This is a genomic window from Arthrobacter sp. YD4 (assembly GCF_030410515.1).
In the GTDB taxonomy this organism is placed as follows: domain Bacteria; phylum Actinomycetota; class Actinomycetes; order Actinomycetales; family Micrococcaceae; genus Arthrobacter.
The window spans coordinates 13,131-35,200 of record NZ_JAUHHD010000001.1 but is presented as its reverse complement, the minus strand read 5'-3'; the positions used below and the strand labels follow the sequence as shown (position 1 = coordinate 35,200).

Sequence of the window (22,070 nt, the reverse complement as noted above, 5' to 3'; positions counted from 1 at the left end):
CCGCCGATACCGCCCGGAGGCGGGCGAAAGCCTGCAAGGACACCCCATTGACCGAGTCCGGCGGACGCGCCTACGCTGGCCCGCATGCGGTGGGACTCCCTCTTCTCGGACCTCGAAGCGCAACTCGCCGCCGAACGACGGCTCGATTTAGATGCCGAGGTGGACGAACGCGCCCGGGTCGACGCCACCGGCGTGGAACTGGCCGACCGGCTTCGCGGCACGGTGGGTCAGGAGATCGCGGTCCACCTCACAACGGGTGACATATGCAAAGGGCGGCTCGAGCATGTGGGCCTGGGCTGGCTGGTGCTGGCGTCGGGCCGGCAGCAGGTGCTGATTCCGCACGCTGCCGCCATCAGCTACACCGGGTTGGCGCTCCAGGCGGTTCCGGCGGGGCCGCCGTCGGGCCGCCTTGGGCTGGCGAGTGCACTGCGGGAACTGGCCAGGGATCGATCGCGGCTGACTATCCAGCTGATCGGAGCGGCGGGCTGCCCGGCCGTGCATGGGGTTATCGACCGGGTGGGAAGGGATTTCCTGGACCTGGCGGAGACGGAACCCGGTGAAGAGCGCCGCGCCGCCAACGTCCGGGCCGTGTCAACGGTGCCGTTCGGCGCCCTCGGGTCCATCCGGTCGGGGCGCGGAGGGACCTAAGTCGACGGGATCAGGAGCCCTTGGCCTTGGCTTCCTCGATCATCCGGCTGGCCTCGGCGTACCGCTCCTGGATGTACTGCTCCAGCATGGCTTCCTCCACCCGCCACTGCCCGCGGCCGCCGACCTGGATGGCCTTGAGCTGACCGCTCCGCACCAGCGCGTAGGCGGCGGGGGAGTTGATCTGCAGCTGTTCGGCGACATCCGCGAGGGTGAGGAATCGGGGCATGCTCCCATTTTGCCACCGGGCGTCGACATTGATGCGGTTATCCACACTTTGCAGTTCCCGGGTTCCCGGTCTTCCCGCAGCGCCCACAATTCGTGACAATGGGGAAACCGGCGCCGGCGGCGCGGACGCACAGATGGGGGAACTGCGCATGGCGGTGACAGAGAGCGGCGGGGCCAGGCTGAAGAAGCCGTCGTGGAAAGACCCGAGGCTGCTGGTCGGCGTCCTGCTCGTGCTGGCGTCAACGGCCGGGGTGGTATCGCTGGTCGCCGCCGCGGACCGGACCACCGAGGCCTTCGCGGCCAGCGAGCCGATCGCCGTCGGGGAGAAGCTGACGCCGGAGAAGCTGCACCGGGTCAACGTCCGCCTCGGAGACGTCGAGGGGAACTACCTGACCCCCGAGGCGGGACTCGCCGAGGGCCTGGTCGCCATCCAGCGGATCGGCAAGGACCAGCTGTTGCCGCGGGAGAGCTTCGGCCAGCCCGATGCGCTGGCCCGCAAACCCGTGGCCGTCACCGTGGACGAGGCCCTGCCGCCGCAGGCCGTGGCCGGCTCCCGAGTCGACGTGTGGGTCGCCCTGCCGGACAACCGCAACGGCTTCAGTGAGCCCGCCCTGCTGCTCCGCGGGGCCGAGATCGCGCAACTGACCCCGGGCAGCAACGCCCTCGGCGCGCAGCGCTCCACCGTCGTCATGGTGCTGGTCCCTGACGGCCAGATGCCCAAGCTGCTGGGCGCCCAGGCCAACAAGGCCAGGATTTCGGTGGTGTGGAATCTGGGCGGAACCGGCCAATGAGCATTCCCGTCGTCACGGTCGGGCAGGGCACCGAACCCCTGGTCGGCAGCCTGGAGCGGCTCCACGGCCCCGTCTCGGTGGTCCGGCGCTGCGAGGAACTGGCCGAACTCCTCGCCGCCTGCCAGAGCGGCCTGGCCCGGGCCGCCGTCGTCGCCGGGGAGGCGGGGGAGCTCACAGCCTCGCTGGTGGACCGGCTCTCCGCCGTGGGGGTCGCCGTCGTCGCCCTGACCGACAGCCCGGACGAGGCGGCGCGGCTGCGCGGCATCGGCGTGACGGCGCGTCCCACCGATGTGGCGGCCGAAGAACTCGCGGCGGTCATCGCCGCCGCGGTGGCAGGGCTCTCCGCGGCCGCGCCGGAGGCCGGCAGTGACGCCTTTACCGGCGCCGCCGCGCCGCGTACCCCAGGGCAGGTGCCAGGTTCCGACGGCGGGGAGCCCTCCGGGACGCAGCCGGGCACGGGAGAGATCATCGCAGTCTGGGGGCCGGCGGGGGCACCCGGGAGGACCACGCTCGCGGTCAACATGGCAGGCGAACTGGCGGCGGACGGCCGGTCGGTCCTGCTGGTCGATGCCGACAGCTACGGGGCCAGCGTCGCCGCGGCGCTGGGCCTGCTCGACGAGGCGGCCGGCCTCGCCCAGGCCTGCCGTCTCGCGGACCAGGGTTCCCTCGATGCGGATGCCCTCCTCCGTCTGGCCCTGCCGGTGGCCACGAAGGCGGGCAGCTTCCGGGTCCTCACTGGGATCACCCGCGCGGACCGCTGGACCGAACTCCGCGCCGCGGCCCTGGCCCTGGTGTACAGCCGCGTGCGCGAGATCGCCGATGTCACGGTCATCGACACCGGGTTCTGCCTCGAGGCCGACGAGGAGCTGAGCTTCGACTCGATGGCACCGCGCCGCAACGCCGCCACCCTGCGCAGCCTTCAGCTGGCCGACACCGTCTACGCCGTCGGCTCCGCAGACCCCGTCGGTGTTCCGAGGCTGGTCCGCGGCCTGGCGGAGCTCTCGGCCGCCGTACCCGAGGCGATGCCGCGGGTCGTCCTCAACAAAGTCCGCCCCGCCGCCGTCGGCCGGGCACCGGAGCGGCAACTGAAGGAGGCGTGGGCCCGCTATGGGCCAGCGGCACCCGTAACTGCCTTCCTGCCCTCCGACGCCGCGGCGTGCGACGCCGCCCTGCTGGCCGGCTCGCTGTTGCACGAAACGGCCCCCGACTCGCCTCTCCGCAGGGCCATCGCGCACTTGGTTTGTGCACCTGCCCAGCAAAAAACGAAAAGCTCTGTCTTTTCTTCCACAGCAAGCCGGTGGGCTAAAGACTAGGCTCCTGATGAGGGCTGCAACGGTGCGGCCGCGAACTTTCTTAATGGAGGCGTTTGTCGATGTCGTCTGGGTCCAGCGTGGAGGATCAACCCGTTTCGATCGGAGCCGATGAGAGGTTCTTCGCGGACTACTATGAGCACCTCGCCGAGGAGGATGCCAAGGGCTACGGCCAGGAAACGCTCTCGGCCCGCGCGCAGGCCCACCTGCGGACCGCCGGCGCCCGGCAGCCCGGCCACGCCAACATCGAGATCATCGATGAGGCGGATGCCAGCGTCGTCTACATCGTCACCGACGACATGCCCTTCCTCGTCGACTCGGTCAACGCCGAACTGGTCCGGCAGAAGTCCCCGATCCACCTGGTGATGCACCCGCTCTTCGTCGTCACCCGCAACCGGGAAACCGGACGGCTGGTCAAGGTGGCACGGGTCCCCTCCCACCTCGGCATCTCCAGCGGCGACACGGCCGCGATGCCCAACCTCTCGCACCTCATCGCCCAGGGCGACAACGCCTCCCACATGGAATCCTGGATCGCCGTCGAAATCGACCGCGTCGACGACGCCCGCCGGGCGGAACTGATTGAGGGCCTGAACCGGGTGCTCGGCGACGTGCGCGCCGCCGTCGAGGACTGGCCGAAGATGCGCAACAAGGCCCACGAGGTCTCCGACGGCCTCGAAAAGGTCACCAATGCCGCCGACGTGGCCGGCCTGCGGCAGGCGCAGGAACTCCTGCGCTGGCTCGACGACGGCAACTTCACCTTCCTGGGCTACCGCGAATACGACCTGCGGAACGAATCCGGCGAGGACGTCCTCGAACTGCGCGAGGAGAGCGGCCTCGGGCTGCTGCGCGACAGCAGCGACACCCGCCACCAGATCCAGCACCTGACCGAAACCGGCCGCAAGAAGGCCCGCGAGAAGAGCGCCCTGGTCATCACCAAGGCCAACTCCCGCTCCACCGTGCACCGGTCCGCCTACCTGGACTACATCGGCGTCAAGAGCTTCGACGCCGCCGGCAACGTTGACGGCGAACGCCGCTTCATCGGCTTGTTCGCCACCACAGCCTACGCGGGCTCCGTCCGCGACATCCCGGTGGTGCGGGAAAAGGTCGACGCCGTCCTGCGCGACGCCGGCTTCCCGCCGGACTCGCACTCCGGCAAGGACCTGCTCGGCATCCTCGAGACCTACCCGCGCGACGAGCTCTTCCAGATCGAGATCCCGGACCTCGCCGCCATCGCCACCGGTATCCAGCGGCTGCAGGAGCGCCGCCGGACGCGGTTGTTCCTCCGCCCGGACGTCTACGGCCGCTTCATGTCGGCGCTGGTCTACCTGCCCCGCGACCGGTACACCACCAACGTCCGCCTGCGGATCGAGAAGGAACTGCGCGAAACCTTCGACGCCGTCTCCATCGACTATGAGGCCCGGATGACCGAGTCGGCACTGGCGCGGCTGTTCTTCCGGATCCGGCTCCCCAAGGACGCCGACACCGCCAACGTGAACACCGAGGAACTGGAGAAGCGGCTGGTCCTCGCAGCCCGGTCCTGGAGCGAGGGTATCTCCGAGGTCCTCCGCGCCCGCGCCGAGGCCGACGGCGGCAACGGTTCCAAGGAACTCGCCGCGGTCTGGGCCGAGGCCTTCCCGGCCAGTTACCGGGTCGACTACGAGGTCGAGGACGCGCTCGAGGACATCGCCCGGTTCGAGAAGTACGGTGCCGCCGCCGAACGCGAGGGCGGCCACGCCGCGGAGCAGCCAGGCGTCCACGTGTACCTGCCCGAGGGCGCCGGAGCAATCCTGGAGGAGGACGCCCGCGTCAAGCTGTACATGCTCGAGCCCAAGAGCCTCAGCCAGATCCTGCCGTTCTTCCACAACCTCGGCCTCGAGGTCCTGGACGAACGCCCCTTCGAAATCGAGACCGCGGACCACCGCGACTTCTTCCTCTACGACCTCGGCCTGAAATACCCGGCCGGCGTCGACCCGGTCACCACGGGCACCCTGCTCGCGGAATCCTTCGGCGCCGCCGTCTCCGGCGCCGTCGAATCGGACAGCTTCGACCGGCTGGTGCTCCGCGAGGGAATGCACCCCCGCCAGGTCGTGGTGCTGCGCGCCTACGCCAAGTACATGCGCCAGATGGGCAATACCAACTCCTTCGAGTTCATGGCCGACACCCTCCTGGCCAACCCGGAAGTCGCCCGCGGCCTGAACGCCCTCTTCGCCGCCCGGTTCGATCCGGCCGTAAACGACGGCGACCGTGAGGCCCGTCAGGCCGAGGTCCGCGCCACGCTCGACGCGGCGATCGAACAGGTCGCCACCCTCGACGCCGACCGCGTGCTCCGCACCTTCACCAACCTGATCCAGGCCACGCTGCGGACCAACTTCTACCAAAACAAGACCCACGTCAGCTTCAAGCTGGACCCGGCCGGGATCGACGGACTGCCGTTCCCGCGCCCGATGTTCGAGATCTGGGTGTACTCGCCCCGCGTCGAGGGCGTCCACCTGCGGTTCGGCAAGGTCGCCCGCGGCGGCCTGCGCTGGTCCGACCGCCGCGAGGACTTCCGCACCGAGATCCTGGGCCTGGTCAAGGCGCAGACGGTCAAGAACGCCGTTATCGTGCCCACCGGCGCCAAGGGCGGTTTCTACGCGAAGCAGCTCCCGGATCCGGCCGCCGACCGCGGCGCCTGGATGGCCGAGGGGATCGAGAGCTACAAGACATTCATCCGCGGCCTGCTCGACATCACCGACAACGTCGTGACCTCGCCCGAGGGTGAGGCCCTGGTGCCGCCGGCCGACGTCGTCCGGCACGACGGCGACGACTCCTACCTTGTCGTCGCGGCGGACAAGGGCACCGCGTCCTTCTCCGACATCGCCAACGGCCTCGCCGCCGAGTACGGCTTCTGGCTCGGCGACGCCTTCGCCTCCGGCGGCTCGGTGGGCTACGACCACAAGGCCATGGGCATCACCGCCCGCGGCGCCTGGGAATCGGTCAAGCGCCACTTCAGCGAGCTGGACCTCGACACCCAGTCCGAGCCGTTCACCGTCGTCGGCGTCGGCGACATGTCCGGCGACGTCTTCGGCAACGGCATGCTGCTCTCCAAGCACATCCGCCTGCTCGCCGCGTTCGACCACCGGCACATCTTCCTCGACCCGAACCCCGACGAGGCGTCCTCCTTCGAGGAAAGGCAGCGGCTCTTCGACCTGCCCCGCTCCTCGTGGGACGACTACAACAAGTCGCTGATCAGCGAGGGCGGCGGGGTCTACCCGCGCCAGGCCAAGTCCATCCCCGTCTCCCCGCAGGTCCGCGCGGCCCTGGGGTTGCCGGAGGGCACCACCCGGCTCAGCCCGCCGGAACTGCTCCGGGCCATCCTGCTGGCGCCCGCCGACCTGCTCTACAACGGCGGCATCGGCACCTACGTCAAGGCCAGCACCGAAACCAACGCCGAAGTCGGCGACAAGGCCAACGACTCCATCCGGGTCGACGGCCGAGAGCTGCGCGTGAAGGTGGTCGGCGAGGGCGGCAACCTCGGCATGACCCAGCGGGGCCGGATCGAGGCGGCCCTGCAGGGCGTCATCCTGAACACCGATGCGATCGACAACTCCGCAGGCGTTGACTGCTCCGACCACGAGGTCAACATCAAGATCTTCGTCGACCGGATGGTGGCCGCGGGCAAGCTCGACCCGGAAGAGCGGGCCGAGTTCCTCGGCTCGATGACCGACGAGGTCGGCCGCCTGGTGCTCGAGGACAACATCGACCAGAACATCCTGCTGCTCAACGACCGGATGCGCGTGGCCGAATGGAGCCCCAGCTACGAGCGGCTGATGGACTGGCTGGAGAAGTCGGCGGACCTGAAGCGTGACCTGGAGGCCCTGCCCACCACCGCCACGCTCCGCGAACGCCTGGACCAGGGCCAGGGCCTGACCTCCCCGGAACTTTCCGTGCTGGCCGCCTACGCCAAGATCGAGCTCGCCACGGCACTGCGGGAGAGCAACCTCGCCGAGGACCCGTGGTTCCGCCGGACGCTGCGTTCCTACTTCCCGAAGCAGCTGCGCGAACGGTTCGACGCCGAGCTGGACACCCACCCGCTGCGCCGGGAGATCATCGCGACCGTCGTCGCCAACGACATGATCAACATGGGCGGCATCACCTTTGCGTTCCGGGCCATGGAGGAAACCTCGGCCACGGAAGCAGCGGTCGCCAAGGCCTTCGTCGCACTGCGCGAGGTCTACGAACTCGACGTCATGGTCGGCGAGCTTAACGAACTGCCGGCGTCGTTCCCGACCGAACACTGGAGCACCGTTCACCTGGACATCCGCCGGCTCCTGGACCGGGCCGTGCGCTGGGTCCTCAGCCAGGGCAATGCTGCGCGGCCGATCGAGGAGATCGTCGCCGACTTCAAGCCGCTGCTGGATCCGATGCGTGCCCGGCTGCTGGAGTACCTGCGCGGCGGTGACCGCGAGCGGGTGCAGCAGTGGCTGGAGAAGGCCCGCGGCTGGGAGCTTCCGGAGGACCTGGCCCACCGCTGGGCGGAGCTGTTCGAGAGCTTTGTGCTGCTGGACATCGCCAAGATCGTGCACGCCAGCCCGGAACCGGTGGAGAACATCGCGCATGTGTACTACACGGTCTTCGACCGGTTCCACGCGGACTCCCTGCTCGAGCGGATCACCAAGCTTCCGCGCAGGGACCGGTGGCAGGCGCTGGCCCGTGCGGCCCTCCGCGACGACCTCTACTCGACGGTGTCGGACATGACGACCGCTGTCCTTGAGGCGACGCCGGCCGAGATGCCGGCTGAGGAACGCCTCGTGGCGTGGGAGAGCAAGAACGTCGAGCAACTCGAGCGGGCCAAGAGCATGTTTGACGAGGTCAACGCGCTCGAGGCCGATGACATGGCGTCGCTGTCGGTAGCATTGAGGCTCTTGAGGTCAATCGTTCGACGCTAGGATCCTGCCGGTCCCCGCGTCGCAAATGGAGGTGCTGTGGCAATCTTTACCGACCCCATCAGGGAACACGCTGATTTCGGGCCGGGGGACGCCGAGTGGCTTCATCTGCTCGTGGGGGACTGGCAGATGGTCGCCGACCTGGCCTTCGCCGACCTGGCGCTGTGGTTCCCACACCCCGAACTGGGGTACGTGGCGCTGGCGCACGTGCGGCCCTCCACCTCGCACACGGTGTTCCACACCGACTTCGTGGGGGAGGGCATCCGCTCGGACCTGAAACGCCTGGTCGACAAGGCCTGGGAAAGCCGCGTCATTGAGCGTTCCAATGAGACCAACTGGAGCAGCGACATGGCGATGCGGGTGGAGGCCGTGCCGATGGTGCGCAACGGCCGGACGCTCGCGGTGGTCACCTCGCACATGGACTTGTCCAGCTCGCGGATGCCGTCCCGGCTTGAGTTGACCTACCGGCAGTGCGCCTACGACCTGCTGCGGATGGGCACGCTCGGCCTCTGGCCGGACTTCGCCTCGCCAACCGGATCCCGGCGCGGTGCGCCGCGAGTCGGCGACGGCCTGATCCGGCTGGATGCCGAGGGGATCGTGCAGTACGCCAGCCCCAACGGGGTCTCGGCGTTCCGCCGGCTCGGCGACGGGGAATCCCTGGAGGGACGTTCCCTGGCCGAGGTCACCGCCGGGCTGCTCAAGGACCGTCGGATGGTGGACGAGACGCTACCGCTCGTGGTCACCGGCCGGATGCCGTGGCGGAGCGAGATCGAATCCCGGGGTGTCAGCCTGTCCCTGCGTGCGATCCCGCTGCGGGATGAGCAGCAGCGGTTCGGCGCCTTGGTGCTCTGCCGCGACGTCTCAGAGCTTCGCCGGCGGGAGATGGAGCTCGTCACCAAGGACGCCACCATCCGCGAGATCCACCACCGGGTGAAGAACAACCTTCAGACCGTGGCGGCGCTGCTGCGGATGCAGTCGCGCCGAATGGTCAGTGACGAGGCCAAGCAGGGCCTGGAACAGGCGATGCGACGGGTGGCCACGATCGCCCTGGTGCATGAGACGCTGTCGCAGGGCCTGACCCAGAGCGTGGACTTCGACGAGCTCATCGGCCGGCAGTTCCGTCTATCGGCCGAGGTCGCATCGCCGTCCCAGCAGGTGAGCACCCAGCGCTCCGGCATGTTCGGCGAGCTGCCGAGCGACTTCGCGACCCCGCTGGCCCTGGTCATCAACGAACTGGTCACCAACGCCGTCGAGCACGGGCTCGAGGGCCGGGCCGGCACGGTGTGGCTGCTCGCGGACCGCTCGGAGAGCGAGGACGGCGATGAGCTGCTGACCGTGACGGTGGCGGACGACGGCGTCGGGCTGCCTGCCGGGTCCTACACCGAGGGGCTGGGACTGCAGATTGTCCGTACCCTCGTGACGTCCGAGCTGGGCGGCAGCATCCAGTGGAAACCGCGCGAGGGCGGGGGCACCGCCGTGCAGGTGGTCCTAAGCCTGGCTTCGCGGTGATTCTCAGCTGACAACGACGGAAGCCCCGGACCGAATGGTCCGGGGCTTCCGTTGTGCTTTTGTGTGCCGGGGGAGCCCGGCCGGCAAGCTAGGAGGCGCGGCGGGCGCGGGCGGCGCGGCGCTTGAGGGCCCGGCGCTCGTCCTCGCTCATGCCGCCCCAGACGCCGGCGTCCTGGCCGGACTCCAAGGCCCACTGCAGGCAGGTGTCCACGACCGGGCAGCGGCGGCAGACGCTCTTGGCTTCCTCAATCTGCAGGAGGGCAGGTCCGGTGTTTCCTACCGGGAAGAACAGCTCCGGGTCCTTGTCGAGGCACGCTGCGCGGTTACGCCAATCCATGCTGATCAGTAACTCCATTCCTGGGAATTCGTTCGGCGTCTTGTGAAATTATTCACTAGAGGCTTCATAAGAAAGGGGCCCAGTGGGCCCCCTCGGTCATCTGGATTAAGCGTGTCATGTTAACGCTGCGTAAACAAGGGGTTTTAGCGGTCCATATGCCGCCGATTCGTGAGCGATGCATCACATGCATCGGCGGTCCCCCAAGTGGTTTTGACTATGTCGGGTATGGTGCCAGTGTGTCAAGACCCGCAGAGAATCCCCAGGAGCCGGTTGAGCCCGACAACACTGGCGGTTCGCCCGCCGGCGCACCGGACCCGGCCCGGCCTTCCCGTCCCGCCGGCATCGCCGTGATTTCGGCCGTTGCTGCCCTCGAGGCAGTGGCCCTCTTGGTGGCGGCCGGCTGGTATGCGCTGCAGTTGCTGACCGGAGCGCCGGTGCTTTCCTTCTGGGGTGCGGTCTTCACCCTCGGCTTGTTGCTGGCCTTCTCGGCCTGGCTGTTCGCGGTGGGCCACTTCCTGTTCCGCGGCTACCGTTGGCCGCGCGCGGGCGCGCTGGTGGCCCAGCTGTTTGCGCTCACGATCGGGTTCCCCACGCTGACGGGCGGGTACCCGCTGGCCGGGCTTGCGATGCTGGTGCCGGCCGCCGTCGCGATCGTGCTGTTGTTCGACAAGCGCGTCATCGCCTATGCCTCTCGGGTTGCTGGGTCCCCGCCGGCGCTGTAGGCACCACTCCGGGGTTCGTCGCGGGGGCGTCATCCCCGTTCGCCTGATCCGGGCTTCATCCCTGCCTCTCCTCCGGCGTTACCTCGGGGGCATTTCCTTTGGCATCTTTCCTGGACAGCGCTGATGGCTCCGGAACGGCGAGCTGAACCCACGTCGCCGTACCATCGCCGATGAGGACCGCCCGTCCGGCGGGCTGATGCGACTCGGGGTCGAACCGTACCCCGAAGAGGTCGCCGTCCATCAGGCTGCGGGGCCGAAGCAGGACGCCCTTGCCGTAAAGGCGAGCCTGCATTGCCAGTGGCACCCGCTGCTGCACAAGGGGGCCGTAGCCTGCGGTGAAGATCACCCGCCAACCCCGGCCGTTAAGGTCGCGCAGTGCGTTGTTGACCTCCGAGGTGGAGAGGTCGAGGTCGTCGGCGAGCGCCACTGCATTCCGGTCTAATGTTCCCGCGTCGGCTCTCCGATGGATCTCCGTCCAGTACTCCTGGGGTGTTTCCTTATCCGGCTTCAACCAGCTCATCAAGGGGTTCAGGGCGACGAGGGATTCCAGGAGCGTGCTCTTGCCTGTCCCAGGTGCTCCCAACACGGCGGCGACACCTGAGGCCGGGAGTTCGATGCCCGAGGGCCCGGGTTCGTCGCCTGCGAGGCCGATCCAGAATCGGCCATCGTCCCGGCCTTTTCTCCCCGCCCGGCCTCCGTCTGCCGCGCTCGCGAGGAGGCGGGAAGCCACATCCCGCACCGTGACCCGGTCTGGGAGTGCCTCCACCCGAAAGGAAAGGGCCAGCCGTGCTTCTGTGCCGACGAGGTCACCGGTCATCGCCGGCCCGGCCCACGGCGGCGGCTCGAAGAGTTGCGCCACCCGGAACGTGTCGGCGTCTGAGGCTTCGTTGTCCGGACCGTCGTCGTATTCGCTTCCGGTCGATCCCGGGTAGCGCGTCTGTCCCATCCCAACCCCGTCGTCTCGATCCTTCGATGGCGGGACGACTGGGGAGCTCCGGCCGGCGTCGGGACGGCAGCCCGCCGCGAATGGCCCGGACGCGATGACCCGGCCAGCGATAGCCCGAACCTTCGGCACGGCCGGCCACATGAGGCGGCTCTCCAGGGTCGCGGTGGCAGGGAAGTAGATCCGGTTGGGCAGAGACGCGAAGAACCTCGCTGTCACCAGTTCCCGGTCCCCTGTGACGATGACGGTGATCCCTGCTCCGGGACCGCCCCGGATCAGGTCCTGAAACAGGTCCTCGGCCCAGGCATAAGGGCCGGAACGAAACGCAGAAACCCAGGTTCCCCAGCCGTGGACGACCAGCAACAACGCCGCGGTCGGAGCGGACGATGCAGCGAGCCGGCGTGCCATCTCCTCGCTCGACCTGGCCAGGAGCCGCGCGGCGCGCCGCGATTCCCCGGGTCCCACGACTGCTCCCGCCAGCGGGTGGCTGGCCGCGCTCGCCAGAGTTCCGTCGGCGTCGAGGATGTATGCGGGCATGATTGCATCCGCAGCCCACTGGGCAAGCAGCAGCTTCAGGCCTGCGGAGAGCGTGCCCCGCCCGTGGGTAGGTCCGCCAAGCAAGGCCAGATGCCCGTCATCAGGAGGCGACCATCCCACGGTGCTCTGACTCTGGTGCTCCGGCAGGTCGACGATTCCCAAACGGAAGCCGGGCCGCCGTACCGGGCCCGGATCACCAGAGGAGCGAATGGGGGACGCCGGACCCGGGAAGGGGACGTTTGTCGGTAGGGGTGGCGCGATGGGCCGGTGCGGAAGTTCGCCGCCGTCGTCCAGCCACAATGTGCGCGCCAGTTCGATGAAAGATGCTGCAGCGTCCGCCGAATCGATCAGTGCTTCGCTGCCACGTGCTGCGGGCAGCGGGGGATTGGTAAGGAACTCTTCGGCGGTCATCACGGTGACGTGCCCCGCCCCGCTATCGCGCTCCGTTCCGGCGAGGGTGGCTGTCTGGAACTCTTCGGGCGCCGCGTTGCCCCGAATGAGGTAGGCCCGGCCGGGACTGTCGGTGGGGATAGCGGCGGCCAGCTTCGCATTCATGACGTCCAGCGACTCGGCCTCCGACTGGACCCGCAGGACGACAGAACTGGTGACGTTGGCGCGGATGTCCGCGTTGAGCGCTCCCTGGGGACGCTGGGTGGCCATGACGAGGTGGATGCCCAGGGAACGCCCGATGGCGGCCAGGCGCATGAGTTCGGAGAGCGCGGCCGGTGCTTCATCGACCAGCACTCGGAATTCGTCGACCACGAGAATGAGACGGGGGAGTGTTGTCGGCCTGTCTCCGCCGAGCCTGTAGCTGGCGAGATCGGGAACGTCCGCCCGGGCTAGAAGTTGTTCGCGGCGACGTACCTCCGCACGGAGCGAGACAAGTGCGCGGTCAATTTCGTGGCCGTCCAGATCGGTCAGGACACCGACACAATGAGGCAGCTCGGCCAGTGGGCCTAATCCCGAGCCTCCCTTGAAGTCGATGAGGAGGAAGGTGACCTCGCTCGGCGAGTGCGAGGCTGACAGAGCGAGCACGAGTGTCCGGAGGAACTCCGACTTACCGGATCCAGTCGTCCCGGCAACGAGCAGATGTGGCCCATCACGCTGTAAATCAATGAACACTGCACCGGTGGCACCTCGGCCCACCGGCACGGAAAGCCGCATCCGTGGCGGCGTAGGCAGTGACGTGGCGGCCCAACGAGCCTTCACCGAATCCCTGGTGAGCGTCAGCGTCTCCTGCAGCTCCCACCGTGCAGGGATGCCGCCCGACGCTGGCGGCACGCCCGGCTGACCACCCCGGCGACGACAGAAACTATCGAAGACAGTATCCGGGACGAGGTCGGGCACGAACTCTGTCAACCCCGAGGCCGTGGTCAGTCGGCCGCCCGTGGCCCTGAGGCTCACCGCTTGTCCCGTCCGTGCCCCGGTGGGACCGTCCTGGCACCAGGAGATGAGTTGCCAGCCCAACCGCTGAGTCTCCACCCGCAACGCCTCCGAGGCGGGGTAGCCGGGCAGGCATATGACGACACCGGGAGGACCGGCAGCCGATGAAAGAGTCCGTCTTAGTGCGGCGACGGCGTCGCCTTCCGCGGCGGTCGCGAAGATCCTCGGCAGGAACCGCGCGCTGAGAAGAAGCTTCCCGGGTGGGCCGATGAGGTATACCGAAGTTAGAGCGGCGCGGGGATAGGAGGCGAGTTGAATGACGAAGGAGCGCAGCAAGCCTTCTATGGCCTGAGTTGGCCCCGACAGTACGGTCTCGATGCCGGGATCGAGGGTGACAGGCAACCTTCCGTTGTCGGGAGGACGGAAACTGCCGGTGTCCCACGTCGGCCGCACGTTAGCCGGTTGCTCGGCCACTCCAAGCCGCAGCCACACCGGAGTTACAGCAGCCGCGCGATCGGGAAGACCCCCTGCTACATGGATGCTATCGCCGGCCGGTTCCCAGGGAACGCCGTGGCGCGCAGCTGCGGAGGCGGTCACCAGGGCGGCAACTGACGGCGCGGCCCGGCGTCGTCGGTCAGCATCCGCCAGTGCCGCGGCGGCGACTTCGGAGCGCCACTGCCGGCGGCGCCGTCGTCCGCCGAAGACCGAGACCAGCACCGGCAGGGCGGAGAAGGCGGTGAAGGCAAGGAACATCCAGGTCCCGGTGACGAGGGTCAGGATAATTCCGGCGAGCAGGGGGAGTAACGACGTTATGAGGAGCGTGGGGATGTGACCCGTGGAGGGCGGAGCCGGGAGCGGAAGGGGCGCGGAGGTATCTGCGCCGGCTTCGTCGTTTACAACAGGCTGATCGCCGGGTGTGCCGCCGAACAGGCCCAAAACCGAGTTACCGCACCGGATCTCCGCGCCTGTGATGAGCGGAACCTTCGATATTCTCCGGCCGTCTACCCACGTACCGTTAGCGCTTCCAAGATCCTCAAGAGTGGCGGACGCAGGCGTGATCTCAAGCTTCGCGTGCTCGCGGGAGAGCCCCGGATCCGGAATGACGAGGTCGACGCCGCTTCTTCCCAGACGATAGCTGCCGCGTCGCAGGGGCAGGAGCGTTCCCGCTAGAGGGCCGCCGAGGACGGCCAGTGTCAGCGTCGGCTCGGCGCTGGCGGGAAGCGCGCTTTCAGCCGAAGGCATCAGTCCGTCGACAAACACCGCGCCGTTGACCAGCGGGGGAGTTCCCGCCGACAAGTCGGATAAGGGCACCCCGGCCACCCGCAGGAGCGACGTCGCGAACTTCCTCCTGAGGGCCTCTTCGAGCCGGCTGCCCGCACAGCCATCGGGCAGTTCGACGGTCAGTTCAACCGGCGAAAGGATCGCCGACCGCGGCCCGCCCGCCAGGGTGCACTGCAAGATCATCGCAAGGATTCTTTCGCTCCTTCCTCCGCGATCCAGAGTAGGGTTTGTCGACAGCGCGGGGCGGGCGAACAAGCGGTATGTGGACAACCCAAGGTCACTGCGGAGGCCCCCGTCGCGGTGCTCGGACGCAGTTTCAGGGCCTGACTCGGGTACGCTAGAGCAGCAGACATTGCCTAACGCTGTGCTGCCCGCATTCAAACCAGGAGATTTTGTGACCGCTGACCTCGTCATCGTAGGGTCGGGCTTTTTCGGCCTGACAATCGCAGAACAGGCCGCCTCTGAGCTGGGCTTGAAGGTCGTCGTCATCGACCGCCGCCATCACATCGGCGGCAATGCCTACAGCGAAAAGGAGGAGCAGACCGGAATCGAAGTTCACCGCTACGGTGCCCACCTCTTCCACACCTCCAACGATCGTGTGTGGGAGTACGTGAACCGGTTCACGACGTTCACTAATTACGTGCACAAGGTCTACGGCGTCCACAAGGGCGAGGTTTACTCCCTGCCGATTAACCTGGCGACGATCAACCAGTTCTTCCGTGCAAACATGACCCCGGGCCAGGCCCAGGATCTGATCAAGGAACAGGCCGGCGAGCTCGCGGGCACCGATCCGCAGAACCTCAACGACAAGGGGATCCAGCTGATCGGCCGCCCGCTGTACGAGGCGTTCATCAAGCACTACACCGGCAAGCAGTGGCAGACGGACCCCAAGGACCTGCCCGCGGGCATCATTTCCCGGCTTCCGGTGCGGTACAACTACGACAACCGGTACTTCAATGACAAGTACGAGGGCCTTCCGACCAACGGGTACACCGCATGGATCGAGAAGATGGCAGAGCACCCGAACATAGAAGTCCGGCTGAACACGGACTTCTTCGACGAATCGCACGAATACTCCAAGAACAAGGTCGTCGGGAACATTCCGGTCGTCTACACCGGCCCGGTGGACCGTTACTTCGACTACGCCGAAGGCGATCTCTCCTGGCGCACCATCGACTTCGAGGAAGAGGTCCTCGACGTCGGCGACTTCCAGGGCACCTCTGTAGTCAACTACAACGACGACGACGTCCCCTACACCCGCATCATTGAGCCGCGCCACTTCCACCCGGAACGCGACTACCAGACGGAAAAGACCGTCGTCATGCGCGAGTTCTCCCGTGCGGCCGAGAAGGGCGACGAGCCGTACTACCCGATCAACACCCCCACCGACCGCGAACGGCTGTTGAGGTACCGCGACCTCGCCGCCGCCGAGAAGGACGTCCTCTTCGGTGGGCGCCTTGGCACCTACAAGTACCTGGACATGCACATGGCCATCGGTTCGGCCCTGACGATGTTCGAGAACAAGATCCGCCCGCACTTCGAAGCCGGCGCCACGATTGAAAGCGGAGGAGTAGACGCATGAGCATGTCTACGGCGAACCACAAGGAAGAGGCCAACGCGGTAACGGAGGACGTGGCCGCGCAGTGGAGCGTTCTCCAGCGCGTCATTTTGCCCAGCGCAAGCCAGATGGACACAGCGCCCCTGTACATGGACATGGGCACTGCCACCGGAATCCAGCTCCCGACGATCGGCGATGGAGACGGCAAGGCGGCCAAGCCGCGAACCATCAGCAGCCCCACAAAGGAAGCTCACGTCGAAGACTTCCTTTCCCGGCATTCCACTTCCGTCCGCTCGGGTGAGCGAGTCTCCTTCGGCACGTACTTCAACGCTTTCCCGGCCAGTTACTGGCGTCGGTGGACCACCGTCGAAAAGGTGCGCCTGCAGGTTCGGACCCAGGGGACTGGTTCTGTCATCGTTTATAAGTCGAACGCTAGAGGTTCTCTCCAGCGCGTGGATACCCGCCGTGTAGAGGGAAACTCGGAGAGCCACTTTGAACTGTCACTGGCTCCTTTCGGAGACGGTGGATGGTACTGGTTCGATCTGCTGGCTGGAACCGAGCCCCTCGTGATGATCGATGCAGAATGGCAAGGCACCCGGGTCGAGAAGACGCCCGGTTCGGTAACGCTGCAGATCACCACCCTGAACAAGACGGATTTCTGCCTGAACAACCTGCGTCTGTTGGCCGACAGTTCCGAGGCCCTCGCACACGTGCAGGAAATCCTGATTGTCGATCAGGGTACGCAGAAACTCTCGGATGCGCAGGGTTTCGAAGCCATCAAGGAGTCCCTGGGCGGCAAGCTCCGCATCATTAACCAGTCCAACCTGGGCGGCTCCGGCGGATTTGCCCGAGGGATGTTTGAGGCCGTCGAAAATGGCAGTGACTATGTTCTGCTTATGGACGACGACGTCGTTGTCGAACCCGAAAGCATTGTCCGGCTCCTGACCTTCGCCGACCGGTGCAAGACGCCGACGCTCGTTGGCGGGCACATGTTCGACCTGTACAACCGGACGGTTCTGCATACGTTCGGTGAGGTCGTGAATCCTTACCGGTTCCAGCCGGCCCTCCCCAGCGAGGACATGATCCTGGGTCATGACTTCCTCTCGTCGAACCTGCGCCAGACGTCCTGGCTACACCGCCGTTGCGACGTCGACTACAACGGGTGGTGGATGTGCCTGATTCCCACGCAGGTCATCAAGGAAATCGGGCTCTCACTTCCCCTGTTTATCAAGTGGGATGACGCCGAATACGGGCTGCGGGCGAAGGCGCACGGATACCCCACGGTTTCGCTCCCAGGCTCTGCAGTTTGGCACGTGTCCTGGATCGACAAGGATGACCTCGTTGGCTGGCAGGCGTACTTCCACGCACGGAACCGGGTCGTTGCGGCGCTGCTTCATAGCCCCTACGAGTTCGGTGGCGACGTCGTCCGGGCGTCGCAGTTCGGCGACGTAAAGCACATGGTGTCGATGCAGTACGCGACCGCACAAGGTAGGCAGTGGGCGCTCCAGGACGTATTGAAGGGCCCGGATGCCTTGCCGGACCTGCTGTCCACCAAGCTTCCCGAGATCCGCTCCATGATGTCCGGTCACTCTGACGCCGTCTTCCGCCCCAATCCCGAGGACTTCCCGGCACCGAAGATGGACAAGCCGCCGCGGCGCGGCCACGGCCCCTCGCAGCCCTCCCGGATCACCCTCTTGCCCTGGGCCGCCAAAACAATCGCCCGGCAGCTGGTGAAGCCCGTCACGGGTACCAGTTCCGAACGTCCGCAGACGACGATAGCCCACCAAGACAACCGCTGGTGGCGCATGGCCCAGTATGACAGTGCGGTCGTGACCAATGCAGAGGGAACTGGTGCCTCCTGGTACCGCCGCGACCCCAAGCAGCTGCGCACGATGCTCACCGAGAGCGGTCGTCTTCACGCGGCCCTGCTCCGGGAATGGGGGGTCCTGAGCCAGAAGTACAAGGCCTCCATGAATGAGCTGACGTCGATCGAGTCGTGGCGGAAAACGTTCGAGCAGCACACCCAGAATGAGATCAAGTGAGCGTAATTTCTACCGGGGAGTTGACGACCCCAGGATTAGGCGGCGGACTGCGTGATATCAAGCAGTCCGGCTTCCTGCTCAAGCTGTTGGTGCGGAAAGAACTCAAGGTTCGGTACCGAGGCTCTGTCCTAGGCCTCCTCTGGTCTTATGTGAAGCCGGGCGTCCAGTTCGTCGTATTTTATGTAGCCTTGGGTATCTTCCTCGGATTGGAGCGGAGTGCCAGAAATCCGGAGGGATTGGCCAACTACGCCGTCTACCTGTTTTCCGGCATCGTACTAATCAACTTCTTCTCAGAAGCGCTGGGCAACGCAGCACGGTCCATCGTGATGAATGGCAATTTGATCAAGAAAATCTACCTTCCACGCGAGCTGTTCCCGGTGGCATCCGTGTGGGTCTCGGCAGTTCACTTCTTCCCTCAACTCGTAGTCCTCGTAGTGGGGTGCGTCTTTGCGGGATGGCACCCGAATCTGATCCAGCTTCTTGCTGCGCTGGCCGGGTTCATCATTGTGGGAATGCTGGCGACTGGGCTGGGTCTGCTTTTCGGTGCGGCCAATGTTTACTTCCGCGACTCAGAGAACCTCGTCGACATGCTACTGATGGTTGCAACCTGGGCGTCCCCGGTCATGTACGCGTGGTCCATGGTCGAGCAAAAGCTTGGAAGCACCGCTTTCGCCATCTATCAAGCGAACCCAATCACCATAGGGGTGGAGCTTTTCCACTACGCGTTCTGGTTTCCGACGACGGACGGTTCGGCAGCGATGCCCCCGAATCTTTTCGGCCTGTGGCTGCCGGTTGGCCTCGTCGTTGCGGTAGTCATCGTTGCGTTGGGTCAATTCACCTTTCGGCGCCTTGAGGGCCGTTTCGCACAGGAGCTTTGAGTGGTCACGGCGATCGAAGTATCTAACATCAGCAAACAGTTCGTACTACGCCACACGAGGTCTCTGAAGGAGGCGGTGGTGTGGTTGGCGAAGGGGCGGAAAGGCGACCTTTCCGAAAAGTTCCATGCGTTGAAGAACGTGTCCGTGGAAGTCCAGGCGGGCGAAACAGTGGCGTTGCTGGGTCTGAACGGCTCGGGAAAGTCGACCCTGTTGAAGCACATCTCGGGAGTCATGCTGCCCGACTCGGGCACGGTCAAGACCCGGGGGCGCGTTGCTGGCCTGATTGAGGTTGGCGCCGGCTTCCACCCCGATCTGTCGGGCAGGGACAACGTCTTCCTCAACGGGGCTATCCTCGGCATGACCGAGCAGCAGGTCAAGGACCGGTTCGACGACATCGTCGAATTCTCTGAGATCGGCCAGTTCATCGATACCGAGGTCAAGTTCTACTCGTCCGGCATGTACCTGCGCCTCGCCTTCTCCGTGGCTGTACATACCGATCCCGAGGTCTTCCTTATCGATGAGATTCTCGCCGTCGGCGATGAACCTTTTCAGCGAAAGTGCATCGGCAAAATCCAGGAACTCGCCCGCGACGGAAAAACCCTGGTTGTCGTTAGTCACGATCTCGATCTGGTCTCCCGAATTTGTGAGCGTGGAGTCGTCCTCGAGCATGGGAAGCTCATGTTCGACGGTCCAATCGAAGAGGCCGTGGCCCTGCTGCGTTCGTAGTTGCTAAGACCTCAGGGACCTGAGGGGACGAAGTGCGACGTTGTCAGGACGTGTGCTTTGCCGGCCGCCGCCCTTGGACAGGGGAGAGGCTTGACCAGACTGAGAACGACTTCCTGCATGGTGACAGTCACCTCAAAAACGCTTTGGCCTCTGCCAGGGCGGAGCGGAAACCGTTCGGACTCAGTCACGTAGTATTCGGGAGGTGCGACGGCGATCCATTTCTCGCCCGCGCCAGACAATTTATGGAGGAATTTCGTGTCATGGTGGTCGATAGTCCCGCATCTTTGCCTGGGGATCGGGGTGCTGTTTGTACCGGGACTCTGCGTGGGCTGGGTCAGTAGGCTACGGGGGATCGCACTGCTGGCTGTCGCGCCGGCCATTACAGTCTCAATTGTTGCGGTAGCTGCGTTGATCGCTCCCTTGATCAACATGCGGTGGTCGATTGTCCCGGTTGGGATATTCGCACTGATAGTTGCCGCTATCGCGTGGGTGGCTACGAAACTGCTCTCTCCAGCTGGGGCGGCTGAACGTCCCCGAACCCAAACCCCGATCAAGTGGCTGAATGTGGGGGGACACACGCTGGCCTTGGTTGCAGCGGCATTCCTCATATCACGTCGTCTCGTCGTCGCCTTCGGTCGCCCGGAAGCTTTTTCGCAGACCTTCGACAATGTCTTCCACCTCAACGCCGTGCGTTACATCCTTGATACAGGCTCCGGTTCATCGATCACCGTTAGCGGCATGACCGGCGGAGGCTTCTACCCCGCGGCCTGGCACGATCTCGTAGCTTTGATTGCCGTCACCACAGGTGCATCGATCCCTGTTTCAGTGAACGTCATCAATTTGATTGTCGGTTCAATCGTTTGGCCTCTCGGGTGCATTCTCCTCGTGCACAAGGTCCTCGGTGAACGCGTAGCCGTTAGCGTCGCGGCGGGAATTCTCTCTGCAGCTTTCGGCGCTTTTCCGCTCCTGCTCTTGGACTTCGGGGTCCTTTACCCGAACTTCCTAGGGAACGCCCTTCTACCGATAGCCGTAGCATTGGGAATTCAAGCCCTGGGACTGGGCTGGTCGCGTTCTGGGTCGGCGGCCGTCTCATGGCTCCTCTTCGCCTCGGTGCTTCCCGGCCTCACCTTGGCCCACCCGAGCAGCACGATGGCACTCCTGGCCATGTTGCTGCCCCCTCTCCTGATCTTATGGTTCAGGGGAGTTGTCGCTATTCGACGCCGCTCGCAGCATGTAGCTCTCCGCCTTGGTGGAATGGCACTACTGCTGCTGCTCGGCCTGGGCGCCGTCCTTGTCCTCTGGAAGGCCATGCGACCTCCTGAGGTTGCCGCCTTTTGGCCCCCCATTGAAACTACCGGACGCGCGATCGGCGAGGTGCTGACAAGTTCGGCTATCGGTCGGTCAGTGTCATGGGCGGTGGCGTTGCTGGCGGTTGCGGGGCTTATCTCAGTAATTCGACGACGCCAGCAGTACTGGCTCATTGGCATGTTCGTGGTGATCGCGTCGTTGTTCGTGATCGTGGCGTCATTTCCGTTCGGTAGCCTTCGGACATTTTTCACTGGCGTCTGGTACAACGACCCTCCCCGGTTGGCCTCGCTGTTGCCGATGGTGCTCCTGCCCTTCGCTGTCGTTGGCGCGGTGCGAGGGTGGGACCGTTGGCTGGAGCCCCAGCTTCGTGGGCTGGCCTCTAGGAGCCGCCGTAAGACTCCGCTGGCGGCCTCTAAGCCTCTAGCGGCCGTGGGTGCAGTGGCGGTCATCTGTCTGTTGACGCTCGCAACTCAGCAGGCCAACGTCCGTGAAGCAACGAACTCGGCAGCGGCCGGTTACCGACTGGCCAACGATTCTCCGCTTGTCTCTTCGGACGAAATGACCCTCATGAATCGACTACCCGCCGAGGTACCCCAAGACGCCGTCCTGGTAGGTAACCCTTGGAATGGCAGCGCTCTGGCTTATGCATTCACCGGGAGGAAACTGGTTCAACTCCACATGCTAAGCGAACTTCCCTCGGGAGCCGTGGAGCTATTCACGCGCCTCAACACGGCAAAAACAGATCCGACGATCTGTCCAATCGTTCAGAAGTTGCACGTTGGCTACGTACTCGACTTCGGCCATCAAGAGGTCCACGGGGGAGACAACGGGTTCCGTGGGCTGGATAACCTTGTGGCCTCCGGAGTAGCGAGTCTTGTTGACTCCCAAGGTCAAGCAAAAATCTATAAGTTGACTGCCTGCGGGCAGTGACACATCAACGTGGTAGG

General features: G+C 65.6%; 14 protein-coding genes. 11 read left to right on the top strand and 3 right to left on the bottom strand.

All coding sequences use genetic code 11. From position 1 onward, the window contains the following. Window positions 1–84: 84 nt before the first annotated feature. A complete protein-coding gene (locus tag QWJ39_RS00125) occupies window positions 85–648 on the top strand; it encodes a hypothetical protein (RefSeq protein WP_290255682.1) in 564 nt (187 codons plus the stop codon). Window positions 649–658: 10 nt separating this feature from the next. Here QWJ39_RS00125 and QWJ39_RS00120 read toward each other — a convergent pair whose 3' ends face one another. After that, window positions 659–874 carry a helix-turn-helix domain-containing protein gene (locus QWJ39_RS00120; RefSeq protein WP_290255681.1) on the bottom strand — a complete coding sequence of 72 codons (216 nt, stop codon included), beginning with the start codon at window positions 872–874 and terminating at the stop codon, window positions 659–661. Window positions 875–1,022: 148 nt separating this feature from the next. Between QWJ39_RS00120 and QWJ39_RS00115 the strand changes: the two genes are divergently transcribed. Genes QWJ39_RS00115 through QWJ39_RS00100 form a run of 4 tightly spaced genes read left to right on the top strand, consistent with a single transcriptional unit; the run spans window position 1,023 to window position 9,408 of the window. After that, window positions 1,023–1,664, top strand: coding sequence for a hypothetical protein (locus QWJ39_RS00115; RefSeq protein WP_290255680.1), 642 nt, complete (start codon window positions 1,023–1,025; stop codon window positions 1,662–1,664). Continuing rightward, on the top strand, window positions 1,661–2,977 hold the full coding sequence (locus QWJ39_RS00110; protein WP_290255679.1) for a chromosome partitioning protein: 1,317 nt from the start codon (window positions 1,661–1,663) through the stop codon (window positions 2,975–2,977). Before QWJ39_RS00115 ends, QWJ39_RS00110 begins: the two co-directional genes overlap by 4 nt. Before the next feature lie 59 nt (window positions 2,978–3,036). After that, window positions 3,037–7,902, top strand: coding sequence for an NAD-glutamate dehydrogenase (locus QWJ39_RS00105; RefSeq protein WP_290255678.1), 4,866 nt, complete (start codon window positions 3,037–3,039; stop codon window positions 7,900–7,902). 36 nt (window positions 7,903–7,938) lie between these two features. Next, window positions 7,939–9,408 carry a PAS domain-containing sensor histidine kinase gene (locus QWJ39_RS00100; RefSeq protein WP_290255677.1) on the top strand — a complete coding sequence of 490 codons (1,470 nt, stop codon included), beginning with the start codon at window positions 7,939–7,941 and terminating at the stop codon, window positions 9,406–9,408. Window positions 9,409–9,496: 88 nt separating this feature from the next. Here QWJ39_RS00100 and QWJ39_RS00095 read toward each other — a convergent pair whose 3' ends face one another. Then, the gene (locus QWJ39_RS00095; protein WP_003804966.1) at window positions 9,497–9,745 is read right to left on the bottom strand and encodes a WhiB family transcriptional regulator; all 249 of its coding nucleotides are present in this window, start codon (window positions 9,743–9,745) and stop codon (window positions 9,497–9,499) included. Window positions 9,746–10,086: 341 nt separating this feature from the next. Here QWJ39_RS00095 and QWJ39_RS00090 point away from each other — a divergent pair, with 341 nt between their 5' ends. Beyond that, on the top strand, window positions 10,087–10,467 hold the full coding sequence (locus QWJ39_RS00090; protein WP_290256457.1) for a hypothetical protein: 381 nt from the start codon (window positions 10,087–10,089) through the stop codon (window positions 10,465–10,467). 55 nt (window positions 10,468–10,522) lie between these two features. Here QWJ39_RS00090 and QWJ39_RS00085 read toward each other — a convergent pair whose 3' ends face one another. After that, on the bottom strand, window positions 10,523–14,794 hold the full coding sequence (locus QWJ39_RS00085) for an FtsK/SpoIIIE domain-containing protein (protein ID WP_290255673.1): 4,272 nt from the start codon (window positions 14,792–14,794) through the stop codon (window positions 10,523–10,525). A gap of 211 nt (window positions 14,795–15,005) precedes the next feature. On the opposite strand from QWJ39_RS00085, the gene glf reads away from it, so the two are divergent. The 5 genes from glf (at window position 15,006) to QWJ39_RS00060 (ending at window position 22,053) form a co-directional block, all read left to right on the top strand. Continuing rightward, window positions 15,006–16,193 (top strand): UDP-galactopyranose mutase, encoded by a 1,188-nt coding sequence (glf, locus tag QWJ39_RS00080; RefSeq protein ID WP_290255672.1) that lies wholly within the window; start codon window positions 15,006–15,008, stop codon window positions 16,191–16,193. After that, the gene (locus QWJ39_RS00075; protein WP_290255671.1) at window positions 16,190–18,211 is read left to right on the top strand and encodes a glycosyltransferase; all 2,022 of its coding nucleotides are present in this window, start codon (window positions 16,190–16,192) and stop codon (window positions 18,209–18,211) included. The genes glf and QWJ39_RS00075 overlap by 4 nt, the downstream gene beginning before the upstream one ends. After that, a complete protein-coding gene (locus QWJ39_RS00070) occupies window positions 18,208–19,089 on the top strand; it encodes an ABC transporter permease (RefSeq protein WP_290255670.1) in 882 nt (293 codons plus the stop codon). The genes QWJ39_RS00075 and QWJ39_RS00070 overlap by 4 nt, the downstream gene beginning before the upstream one ends. Further along, on the top strand, window positions 19,090–19,815 hold the full coding sequence (locus QWJ39_RS00065) for an ABC transporter ATP-binding protein (protein ID WP_290255669.1): 726 nt from the start codon (window positions 19,090–19,092) through the stop codon (window positions 19,813–19,815). Between the two features lie 255 nt (window positions 19,816–20,070). Then, window positions 20,071–22,053 (top strand): DUF6541 family protein, encoded by a 1,983-nt coding sequence (locus tag QWJ39_RS00060; protein WP_356902427.1) that lies wholly within the window; start codon window positions 20,071–20,073, stop codon window positions 22,051–22,053. The last annotated feature ends 17 nt before the right edge of the window (window positions 22,054–22,070 follow it).